Origin of the sequence: Sinorhizobium medicae (genome assembly GCF_007827695.1) — a bacterium.
GTDB lineage: Bacteria > Pseudomonadota > Alphaproteobacteria > Rhizobiales > Rhizobiaceae > Sinorhizobium > Sinorhizobium medicae.
In genome coordinates this window covers 1-10,892 of sequence record NZ_VITA01000048.1, presented here as the reverse complement: position 1 = coordinate 10,892, position 10,892 = coordinate 1, and the positions used below count along the sequence as shown (strand labels likewise).

The following is a 10,892-nucleotide window of genomic DNA, read 5'->3' as shown; positions in this document are numbered from 1 at the left end:
AACGCTGTGCAAGATGAAGGCTACGCGTTTCCGCCGGTTGCTCCCACCGCGCCAAGTGGCGTAATGAAAATGATCTGAACCCTTCAAACTGGACCGATTTTGGTTAGAGTTTTCCGGTGATTTTTCCTGGGAAAGGGACGGAAGACGATGAAGGCATCGCAATTTCGAACGCGCAGAAAGCGTTCATTCTGAAGCAGGGTGATGAAGGGTGACGGTTGCGGAGATCTGCCGCAAGGCGGGGATCAGCCAGGCGACCTACTTCAATTGGAAAAAGAAATATGCCGGTCTGTTGCCGCCGGAGATGGAAGCTGAAGCAGCTCGAGGACGAGAATGCGCGGTTGAAGAAGATCGTTGCGGACCTGACGCTGGGCCGCGAGATGCTGCAGGATGTCATTCGGCGAAAGCTTTAAGGCCTGCTCGGAAACGGGAGGTAGCGAGGGCATGTGCCGCGATTGGACGATCTCGATCCGGCGTGCATGCGGTGCACTCGACTTTGATCGGTCGACCTACCATCACACCTCCCGTCGTGCCGTGATCGAAGCGACTAAGTATTATCCCTTAGTGGTTCACCCGAATTTCTTTAAGTCCGCAAAAGTGGCACTTTGCGCCCACATCAGATCCGCCGAGGATTTGATGGCAACCGATGGAGAAAGTCTAATGTGTTCCATTGATGATTTTCGCAGCAAGCTGGCTACCGACAGCGCCTTTGCAGCGGCGGTGAAGGCCTGCTCCACCCGGGTGCGATCGTGAATGCTGCCAAGGACGCCGGTATCGACCTCAGCCACAACGATCTGGCCAAGGCGATCGCGGCGGGAAGCCCGAATCTGACGGATGAAGATCTGGAGTCGGTATCCTCCGGCACCATCATGGCCGCAGCGCTGGTCAAGTAATCAGTGTGACGGTTCGGCCAGGCGTGATCGAAGCGCCTAAGTAGTATCCCTTAGTGGTTCACCCGAATTTCTTTAAGTCCGCAAAAGTGACACTTTGCGCCCACATCAGATCCGCCGAGGATTTGATGGCAACCGATGGAGAAAGTCTAATGTGTTCCATTGATGATTTTCGCAGCAAGCTGGCTACCGACAGCGCCTTTGCAGCGGCGGTGAAGGCCTGCTCCACCCCGGATGCGATCGTGAATGCTGCCAAGGACGCCGGTATCGACCTCAGCCACAATGATCTGGCCAAGGCGATCGCGGCGGGAAGCCCGAATCTGACGGATGAAGATCTGGAGTCGGTATCCTCGGGCACCATCATGGCCGCAGCGCTGGTCAAGTAATCAGTGTGACGGTTCGGCCAGGCGTGATGGAAGCGCCTAAGTAGTATCCCTTAGTGGTTCACCCGAATTTCTTTAAGTCCGCAAAAGTGACACTTAGCGCCCACATCAGATCCACCGAGGATTTGATGGCAACTGATGGAGAAAGTCTAATGAGTTCCATTGATGATTTTCGCAGCAAGCTGGCTACCGACAGCGCCTTTGCAGCGGCGGTGAAGGCCTGCTCCACCCCGGATGCGATCGTGAATGCTGCCAAGGACGCCGGTATCGACCTCAGCCACAACGATCTGGCCAAGGCGATCGCGGCGGGAAGCCCGGATCTGACGGATGAAGATCTGGAGTCGGTATCATCCGGCACCATCATGGCCGCAGCGCTGGTCAAATAATCAGTGTGACGGTTCGGCCAGGTGCGTGCGCCAAGCCGCACCTGGCCTCTCCAGATGAACACGCTTGCTCTAATATCTCGGAGCCCGAGCCCTCCTGCTCGTGAACGAGCTTGTCGGCGCTTCAAGCGCATGTCGAGAACATGATTTTGACGAAGCCGTTCAGCGGTCCCGACCTGCTCGGCGTGATCGAAGCGCCTAAGTGGTATCCCTTAGTGGTTCACCCGAATTTCTTTAAGTCCGCAAAAGTGACACTTTGCGCCCACATCAGATCCGCCGAGGATTTGATGGCAACCGATGGAGAAAGTCTAATGTGTTCCATTGATGATTTTCGCAGCAAGCTGGCTACCGACAGCGCCTTTGCAGCGGCGGTGAAGGCCTGCTCCACCCCGGATGCGATCGTGAATGCTGCCAAGGACGCCGGTATCGACCTCAGCCACAATGATCTGGCCAAGGCGATCGCGGCGGGAAGCCCGAATCTGACGGATGAAGATCTGGAGTCGGTATCCTCGGGCACCATCATGGCCGCAGCGCGCTGGTCAAGTAATCAGTGTGACGGTTCGGCCAGGCGTGATCGAAGCGCCTAAGTAGTATCCCTTAGTGGTTCACCCGAATTTCTTTAAGTCCGCAAAAGTGACACTTTGCGCCCACATCAGATCCGCCGAGGATTTGATGGCAACTGATGGAGAAAGTCTAATGAGTTCCATTGATGATTTTCGCAGCAAGCTGGCTACCGACAGCGCCTTTGCAGCGGCGGTGAAGGCCTGCTCCACCCCGGATGCGATCGTGAATGCTGCCAAGGACGCCGGTATCGACCTCAGCCACAACGATCTGGCCAAGGCGATCGCGGCAGGAAGCCCGAATCTGACGGATGAAGATCTGGAGTCGGTATCCTCCGGCACCATCATGGCCGCAGCGCTGGTCAAATAATGAGTGTGACGGTTCGGCCAGGTGCGTGCGCCAATCCGCACCTGGCCTCTCCAGATGAAGGGGCACCGACGTGACCACTCCCGCCATCGGCACTAGAAATCGCAGGCAAGAATCAAGAATAATCACCGCCTGTAACAGTTTGGGAACTTCGATTCGCAATGTATCCGCAAGTCATACGCTTGCCGCGATCCAGCCACTTCTTGGACGTTACGACATCAGCGGATTTGCCGATCATTCGCCAAAGGGTGCAGAAACTCTGAAGTTCATAGAGGTCGTGCGCGGCAATCCGCGTTCGGGACATCTTAATCTCGGGAAAGGCTTTAGCTTCGAGACGGCACTTGCCTCGGGATACATGGAAGCCATCGAGATGAGTACGGTTGAAGGTCCGCCCGAGATCGCGTTGCATGCGCTTCCTCGATCCGCGCTTCTTTATACCGGGGGCGGAAAGCCGCCGGAGCCGGATGCGGCGCCCATGATCCGTGGCGTTGACCTGTTGTCGGCAGAGCCGGTTTACAGCCCTGTCTATGAACATTTTCTGTCGCCTGCCCCCTCGGCGCGGTCTGTTTCCGTCAACGGCTTGGCCAGCGGAAACACGGTCGAGGAAGCCAGTTTACATTGCCTCTATGAACTGATCGAACGCGACTTGACTGCCCAATCCCTCCGCGACCCGGTGCTGGTGCAGCAGCTTCTCCTCAGCGACATTCCAGCGCCCATTTCCAACGCCCTGACGGAACTGGAAGCGTTCGGACTACACGCCGAATTCTATCTTCTGGGGCAGTTCCTCGGCGTCACTGTGCTTCAATGTGCGCTTGTAAAAACCGGATCCGGTGGCGAGGTCTATTATGGCTGGGGCGCTCATCACTTCCGAACCATTGCCATTTCTCGTGCCATGACAGAAGCCGTGCAGGCCTGGTGTACGCGCGAGGCATGCAGAGCCCAGACGCTTCCTCTTTCGCGCATGCCTGGCGGGGTCATGGTTTCTGCCGAGGTTCTGAAGCTTTTGAGGGAACCTGTTACGAGGGGCGAACGTCAGTTGCGGCGGCGCTTCATCGCCTGCCCGAGCGTTGCCTATTCGCTCACCGATCAGGATGAGCAGGCACCGGCATCGCCAACGGCTGCCCTGAACCACCTTCTCTCGTCGGCGCGGGACGCCGGCATCCGTCATGTCTTTGCCTGGACGCTATCCCCGCCAGACCGTCCATTTGCCGTCGTCAAATGTGCCGTCCCCGGATTCGAAAATCCATTTGAGGAGGACGCGTGATGGTTGTCGAGACCAACAATGAGATTGCCGTTTTTCTGGGCCCGTCCTGCTCGATTGAAGAAGCTAAAAGCATCCTGCCGGAGGCAGATTACTTTCCGCCCGCGGCTCGTGGCTCCATCTACGGTATTATCAATGATGGATACCGGATGATCGTCCTTCTCGACGGTCTGTTCTACGGACAATATTCTGTTTGGCATAAGGAACTCCTGTTCGCCCTGGATTGCGGCATTGAAGTAATCGGCGCAACGAGCATGGGTGCCCTTCGGGCGGCCGAACTGGACTGCGAGGGCGTGACCGGTGTCGGGCAGATCTACCAGTGGTTTCGTGACGGCGAAATCGATGGCGATGACGAAGTGGCTCTGCTCCACCAGAGTTCCGAGGGAGCTTACGCGCCTCTTTCCATCCCTCTCGCCAATTTGCGTTGGAATCTGCGCCTTGCCCGAAGAGAATGTATGATCGACGAGCAGCAGGAAGCGCGGATTCTGGACCATGCAAAGGCCCTGTGTTTCCAGGACCGAATGATGGAGGTCGTGCTTTCGCCGCTGGCAAAGGAACTGGATGTTTCTGGCTTGCAAAAATGGCTTGAAACGCATGGAGAGGATCTAAAAAAAAGGGATTGCTTAGAAGCGTTGCGCTTTGCCGCCAGCCGGATCGCGACCCTTGGCCCCGCGCAGCCTCCCCGTCTTCGCGCCTATGAGACGGTGCATACGCTGATCGGCATCGAGTATTTCACGCACGAGCGGTTGAATGCCATCTGCGCAAAACGGCAAGGCAAGGCCATGCCGCTCTCGCAGTACACCGAGCGAGTTGCCGTGGGAGATCCCTCCTATCGTAGCTATCTGCGCGCTCGCGCTTGCCAGCGCCTTATCAATGGCTGGGCTCGGGAACTTCACCTCGAAATCACCCCGGCGCCCATTCTGCCCCAATGGTTACCCAATCGGTTTGACCTCGCTCACCGCAGGGCAACCGGCCTGACGCTAATCGATATTGCACGTGAGGGACGGGAAGCCGCCTTCACCGCAGGCGTCATCGGATCTCTCTCATCACCCGCCAGCCGCAGCCTCGTCTCCGATATTGACCGGCAACTGGCAGAGGCAGGTTTCTCGGCATGGGGCGCGGGAGCCGAAATCACACATTTGGATGGCCGCCTTGTTTATACGCTTCGTCGCCTGGGGCGCGAAAAGGGCATTTTGCCGGACGAGAATGAAGATGCAGATACCGCCGAAGCGGCGCTCCACTACCTTGAATGGGTCTATCGCACCGGCTTGCAGCACTTCGGCTACACATTTGACGCGGCAACCGAAATCCTCCTGGCACACCAATTTGCCGATCGACTTGACGACATTCTCGGATTGAGGGCTGCATCATGAATGCTGTTGAGGAATACGCACAAGGAACCCAGCGCACCTATAATCCGGAAGAGACATTGCGGAGAATTGCGCCAGCGATGCGCACCTGCGGCATCAGCCGCGTTCTCGACGTCACCCATCTCGATCGAATCGGCATCCCCACCTACAATGCCGTGCGCCCCAATGGAATGATCTTGTCCGTGTCCAATGGGAAAGGGTGGACGAAGGCCGCCGCATCCGTATCCGCAATCATGGAGTCGATCGAGGTCGAGCACGCCGAATATCCGGATACCTCGGCCTGGCATCTGGCTCAAAGCGCGAAGGTACTGCGAAACCGGGGATATTCGGTCGTCGATGCGCCAACGCTCATCAGCGAGTGCCTCTGGCCCTCCGATACCTATGGCGGTCTCTACTACTCAGATGATCTTCGCCTCGATTGGGTCGAGGGACGCGAGATCATCGAGTCTCGGCCAGTCCTGCTGCCGGCCAGCACCATCTATGTACGCGCGCCTTACGTGCATTATTTCACCAGCAATGGATTGGCGAGCGGCAACACCTGGGAAGAAGCAACGCTTCACGGCATCTGCGAGTTGATCGAACGCGATTCCACGGCGCGTCTCCTCGGTCGTCCCGAGGGCATGACCACATCACGGTTGCTTCGGATCGAGCCAAAATCGATGCCTGAACATCTTGGGCACTTCTCGGAGAAAGTGGCGCAGGCCGGAATAGAGCTTTTCATGTTCGCTCTTCCGAGCGCCATCGATATCCATACATTCTGGGCTGTGTTCCATTGCCCGGGCGAGCCCAGTTTCATGCTGGCCACCTCGGCGGGCTTCGGGTGCCATACATCGCCGCAGATCGCCGCGTCTCGCGCCCTGACCGAAGCTGCCCAGTCGCGCCTGACCTATATTCACGGGGCGCGGGAGGATCTGGGGATAGACCACGTCAATCGTCAACTGACCTGCGCGGAGACAGAAGCGCGATTGGCCTTGCAGGCGCGGACATTTGCCAAGTTTAGGCAGATCCCGACCGTCACCTGGGATGAACTTCTGGCCGTGGCGCCACATCGTGCCCGCGGGCGTACGATCCCGGAAAGCCTCTCCATGGTGCTGAGAATGTTGAAGGAGGCCGGACACGGTCAGGTCTATGTCCACGATCTGACGAAGCGCGGTCTAGACCTGGCCGTGACGAAGGCCTTCGTGCCGGGGCTCAAGGTCAGCGCGAAGATGATTTGACTCTAGTGAAATGACGATAATCGCGCGCCGCAACAGGCTGCGCAATGGAGACGACCCGCATGACCCTGGAGACAGCATCACCCGTGCAACCGAATAGCCATCCCGGCACGCCCTTTGGTGAGATGTGGCGCGTAGCGGAACAGAACCCAGCTTATTCCCTTCTGGAAGTGCTCGATTCCATTGATCGAGACGTGTGGGACATGGAAATGCCGAGCGCCAATCAACGCGGCGTCTACGCCCGGGTGAACGGTCAGGCGGCTCTGCACCGGTTGCGGGAGGCGATGAACGGCATGCAGGCGGAGTATCCGCTCGATGCCCCGCCGCGACGCCGCCAATGGCTCGCCTCGGGTTGCTTCATGCGTGTCGAGGCGGTGCTTGATGCCTCACAGGTCCGTGAACTGGCGGGGCACTGCGACCATCTGCTGCATACGCCCGGAATGCGCCCTGTCCGCCTGTTTGAAAACCCGCATATTCTCTCGGAAGAAGCCATAGTCGCCATAGCCCGAACTGCGCTTGCGGCTCTCCCACAGGCTTTGCCGTGCTCGGCGAGACCTGCTCTTCTGAAGAGACGAACGCTCTTGCGCCGGACTTTCCCACGGGCACAGCTTCCCGATGCGCACGGCAACGCCAATAATCAGTTTTGGCATCAGGACAGCAATCAGAAGTTCAACGATGCACCCATGATCACGCTTTGGATTCCGCTGGAGGATGGCGTTGGAAGAACCTGCCCCGGTATGGAAGTTATCGATGCGCCGGTTTCCTACTTCTCCATTTTGCATGGGGATAGTTCCCAAACCATCTGCCCAATTCTGTGCGACATGTTTCCCGGCACCCAAATTACGTCGCTGGAAGCAGCTGCTGGAGATTGCGTCATGTTCAACGGCCTTACATTCCACCAGACCGCGACAAATCCTGAGATGCGGCAGCATCGGGATGCGCTTTTGATCCGCATCATCGAGGCGGCAGATGCGGCCCATTTTGGTCCTGATGGGGCAGCTGATGGGATCGTTCCACTTGTCTAGCCTCGCCGTCCGCATCATAGGCGCCGGTGCAGTGGGAATGGCGTGCGGCTACCTGCTGCAACGGCGCGGGCATAAGCCACTGCATGTCAGTATGCGTGGAGCGCCCTTGCGTGAACTGCCAGTTGCCATGCAAGGCACGGCACGCGGTCGATACCGCCCCGAAGCTGCGACACATGCTTCCCCGACGGATATAACGCTCTTTGCTGTCGGGCCGCACGAAGTGGCCGGTGCATTGGCAACATGGGGTCAACCTGATGGGCGAAACCTTGTGTTCTGCGCTCATCCAGAACCGCAAGAAGGCGCCGTCATGGTCTTTCCGCAGATTTCGGCAGAGATTTGCCCAATGCGCGGACTTGGCATTGTGACGAGCGGCGCTGTGGAGATCTGCAACAAGTCGCAGCCTCATGCCCCTGGCCTTCTGCTGAAATTGGGCTTCAGGCTGGTACGCATGGTGACGCGGGCTCATTTTACAGGTCGCGCCCTGCAAACGGCGGCATCTTATGTTGTGCTTCTCGCCCTCTCCCGTGGTGAGATGACCCGCGATCAGGTCTCACAGGTCTTGCTGATCGACATCATGCGGTTGCTGATGGAGGCCATGAGAGGGGCCGAAATTGCGGTCCAACCGCCGGATGGCTGTTCCCGCGCCTTCGCTGAACTGGCTTTACACATCTGCGCGCCCACTTCCGCCGAAAATGATGTTCTCTCGCAAAACCTGGAAGCGCTGATGGCAACACCACAGCGCAAATTGCGCGGCCACCTTGCCCTCTACGAAGCGCCATGGCGGCGGCATGGTCCGGCCTCCGACGGGCTTGCGGCACGCCTGATCGATTTCGCGACATCTAAGCCCGTCCTCTAATGAACTGTCCTCGCCCATGCGCAAGAAAGGAAATTCCATGCAACAACTGACAGTGATTGTCCCACCCTCGATCCGGCCATATGTCGGGGGTCAATCGCGCATCACAGTTGAGGCCCAAACCGTGCGCGAGGCGCTGGGCGCCATGTCCGCCAAATCCGCGCAATTGAAGGAGCATTTGTTCGACTCGAAAGGCGAGATCAATCGCTTTGTTCGGATTTTTGTCAACGGACGGCCCGTGCCGCTCGGATCGCGCGGCGATGAAGCCGTCGAAAACGGCGCGGAGATAGCGGTCGTGTTGGCGCTGGCTGGAGGTTGAGGGCATGCTCAGGCAGGAACGTCTATCACGTCTACGGGAATCCTTGTCTCGGATCAGTGTCGAGGAGGCAAGACGGAAGCAAAAGGCTGGCGTCAAACTGATCGATATTCGTGACGCCGAAGAAACCGCCAAAGGCAGCCCTGTCGGCGCGGTACGCATCAGCCGATCCTTTCTGGAATTGCAGATTGAAAACGTGGCGCCGGATGCCGATACCGAGCTTATGGTACTCTGCGCCAGCGATACGCGCGCGCTGTTTGCCGCAGACGATCTCAACCGCCTCGGCTATTCTTCCGTTCATTGGGTCGATGGCGGATTTCAAGCCTGGGAGGCAGCCGGTCTTCCCGTTGAGAAACACCGACAGCTGAGCCCAGCGGAGAAGGAGCGATACGCGCGCCATTTGAGCATACCCGAAGTGGGGGCTGAGGGTCAGGCGCTGCTTCTGTCCAAGAAGGTGGCTCTGGTCGGTGCTGGAGGCCTTGGCTCTCCGCTGGCCTTTTATCTTGCGGCAGCAGGCATTGGAACATTGGGGCTGATTGACAGCGACCGGCTCGAACGGTCGAATCTTCAGCGGCAAATCCTCCATACCGACGACCGGATCGGGGAGTTGAAGGTCAGTTCGGCCGCAAAATCTCTTCAGGCGTTCAATCCGGACGTAGCTCTCAATCTCCATGAGATACGGTTGAACGAGAACAATGCACTGGAAATACTGGCCGATTACGATCTGGTGATCGACGGCAGCGACAATCTGGCGACCCGCTACGTCGTGAGCGACGCCAGCACGCTGCTTAGTATTCCCATGATTTATGGCGCGATCTTCCGTTTCGAGGGACACGTTTCCGCATTTTGGCCCAATGGCCCGTCCGGTGGCCCGTGCTATCGCTGTCTCTTTCCTGAAAAGCTGCCCGCATCGCTCACTCCATCCTGCTCCGAGGTCGGTGTGCTTGGCGTGTTACCGGGCGTCATCGGGACGATCATGGCAACGGAAGCGATCAAGATCCTGCTCGGAATCGGCGATCCGCTGATTGGGCGTTTGCTGACCTACAATGCCCTCGATTGCTCTTTCCACGACCTCGAGGTCCCCGCGAACCCCCATTGCGAGCAGTGCCAATCCAACCGGGATCTGCCACGCATGCGCGCCGGGTTGTGAGCGTGGGCGGCCCTCTTACGATGCTGCAAGCCTTCCGGTTTGGTGAAAGCGACCGGGACCATGTGTCCCGATTGCTGCATTGGGCGGACTTTCCCAACAGTGCACGTATTGTGGACCTCGGCGCTGGCAGCGGCGGGGTCGCGGCCCATATGGCGGCTTTGCGTCCGGATTTACGTTTCTGTCTGGTCGATCTGGATGAAACGAAACTGGCGGCCAGTTCATTCGAAAAACACATTGCAAATATAACGCAAGTCCCAGAACCCGATGGTGCATTCGACGCGGCGATTTGCTGTTACGCAATGGGTTATGCGCCTTCGGATGCGCTATGGTCGGAGATTTCACGCCTTCTGCGACCGGGTGGCACTGTTTTTATCGTGGATATGGTGCCCAAGGATGCCACGATCCCGAAGCTTAGCCTGTTCGGCTATGAGATACGGAGCCGTGGGATGGTCGAGGAAGCGGCGCAATCTGTTGGTTTGATACCGGATGTCTATATCGAGCCGTATGATTCCGGCGATTGGGGCCGGTCCGTCTTTTCGGATGCTTTCGATGTATTCTTCGGCGATCTGCGGCCCGCCATCTGGTGCTGGCGCGCGCCCGAAACCAAGACCGTCGCTCACCCCTCGACCACCCAAGCGTGATCGATCGACGGCATCCTAAGGTTACTGCGGCAGGGGCATAGCAGAGCGCGCATTGTGTCTGAGCGTTATACCAGGGCGATACTCGCCCACAGGTTCATCGCTTCGGCGAGAATTTCGCGATGATGGCTTGAGGAGCACGCCGGCACGCCGCAAGACAACATTTCCCGGTGCAGCCGTCGCTCAGTTCGAAAGCAATGACGGGGTGCCTGATCGACTGTGCCGACGTTCCCAACTCGCCGCCGCAGCGAGGATTTGGCGCTCGCGCCACGTCTGGAACGAGGGACGACCATCGCCATTTCGCCCTCGTCGCGCACCATGTTCCGATAGTCCATTAACTCTTGCTCACACTCAAGCCACATTGCCACCACCGGCCCGGCCACGCTGTACGTGAGCGCTACGAACAGCCCACCTTGCCTTTGCTGATTGAGACCGCGAGATAAGCTCCGTCATCGACAGGAGTGGAACGGGATGGTTGGAGATCG

At 58.2% G+C, this 10,892-nt stretch carries 13 protein-coding genes and 1 pseudogene; all 14 read left to right on the top strand.

Annotation, left to right across the window (positions count from 1 at the left end; genetic code table 11):
* Nucleotides 1–147 precede the first annotated feature (147 nt).
* Nucleotides 148–531, top strand: a pseudogene (locus FB009_RS32160) (transposase); the annotation flags it as partial.
* Nucleotides 532–746: 215 nt separating this feature from the next.
* Complete coding sequence (locus tag FB009_RS33600) at nt 747–890, top strand: hypothetical protein (protein ID WP_231234278.1); 144 nt, start codon at nt 747–749, stop codon at nt 888–890.
* 149 nt (nt 891–1,039) lie between these two features.
* The gene (locus tag FB009_RS32150; protein WP_011970846.1) at nt 1,040–1,273 is read left to right on the top strand and encodes a Nif11-like leader peptide family natural product precursor; all 234 of its coding nucleotides are present in this window, start codon (nt 1,040–1,042) and stop codon (nt 1,271–1,273) included.
* Between the two features lie 149 nt (nt 1,274–1,422).
* Entirely contained in the window at nt 1,423–1,656 is a 234-nt protein-coding gene (locus tag FB009_RS32145) for a Nif11-like leader peptide family natural product precursor (RefSeq protein ID WP_011970847.1), read from the top strand.
* Nucleotides 1,657–1,766: 110 nt separating this feature from the next.
* Nucleotides 1,767–2,240, top strand: coding sequence for a Nif11-like leader peptide family natural product precursor (locus FB009_RS33595; protein ID WP_234888317.1), 474 nt, complete (start codon nt 1,767–1,769; stop codon nt 2,238–2,240).
* A gap of 109 nt (nt 2,241–2,349) precedes the next feature.
* Nucleotides 2,350–2,583, top strand: coding sequence for a Nif11-like leader peptide family natural product precursor (locus FB009_RS32135; RefSeq protein ID WP_011970845.1), 234 nt, complete (start codon nt 2,350–2,352; stop codon nt 2,581–2,583).
* A 139-nt stretch (nt 2,584–2,722) separates the two neighbouring features.
* Nucleotides 2,723–3,844: a YcaO-like family protein gene (locus FB009_RS32130; RefSeq protein WP_024325690.1), complete on the top strand. Its 1,122-nt coding sequence runs from the start codon at nt 2,723–2,725 to the stop codon at nt 3,842–3,844.
* A complete protein-coding gene (locus FB009_RS32125; protein WP_011970843.1) occupies nt 3,844–5,214 on the top strand; it encodes a TfuA-like protein in 1,371 nt (456 codons plus the stop codon). Before FB009_RS32130 ends, FB009_RS32125 begins: the two co-directional genes overlap by 1 nt.
* Nucleotides 5,211–6,428 carry a YcaO-like family protein gene (locus tag FB009_RS32120; protein ID WP_081664978.1) on the top strand — a complete coding sequence of 406 codons (1,218 nt, stop codon included), beginning with the start codon at nt 5,211–5,213 and terminating at the stop codon, nt 6,426–6,428. Before FB009_RS32125 ends, FB009_RS32120 begins: the two co-directional genes overlap by 4 nt.
* A 59-nt stretch (nt 6,429–6,487) precedes the next feature.
* Nucleotides 6,488–7,450 carry a phytanoyl-CoA dioxygenase family protein gene (locus FB009_RS32115; protein ID WP_011970841.1) on the top strand — a complete coding sequence of 321 codons (963 nt, stop codon included), beginning with the start codon at nt 6,488–6,490 and terminating at the stop codon, nt 7,448–7,450.
* Complete coding sequence (locus tag FB009_RS33590; RefSeq protein ID WP_234888316.1) at nt 7,395–8,306, top strand: NAD(P)-binding protein; 912 nt, start codon at nt 7,395–7,397, stop codon at nt 8,304–8,306. The genes FB009_RS32115 and FB009_RS33590 overlap by 56 nt, the downstream gene beginning before the upstream one ends.
* A 16-nt stretch (nt 8,307–8,322) precedes the next feature.
* The gene (locus tag FB009_RS32105; protein WP_024312633.1) at nt 8,323–8,622 is read left to right on the top strand and encodes a MoaD/ThiS family protein; all 300 of its coding nucleotides are present in this window, start codon (nt 8,323–8,325) and stop codon (nt 8,620–8,622) included.
* A gap of 4 nt (nt 8,623–8,626) precedes the next feature.
* Nucleotides 8,627–9,769 carry a molybdopterin-synthase adenylyltransferase MoeB gene (gene moeB / locus FB009_RS32100; protein ID WP_011970838.1) on the top strand — a complete coding sequence of 381 codons (1,143 nt, stop codon included), beginning with the start codon at nt 8,627–8,629 and terminating at the stop codon, nt 9,767–9,769.
* 20 nt (nt 9,770–9,789) lie between these two features.
* Nucleotides 9,790–10,410, top strand: coding sequence for a class I SAM-dependent methyltransferase (locus FB009_RS32095; protein WP_017274615.1), 621 nt, complete (start codon nt 9,790–9,792; stop codon nt 10,408–10,410).
* The last annotated feature ends 482 nt before the right edge of the window (nt 10,411–10,892 follow it).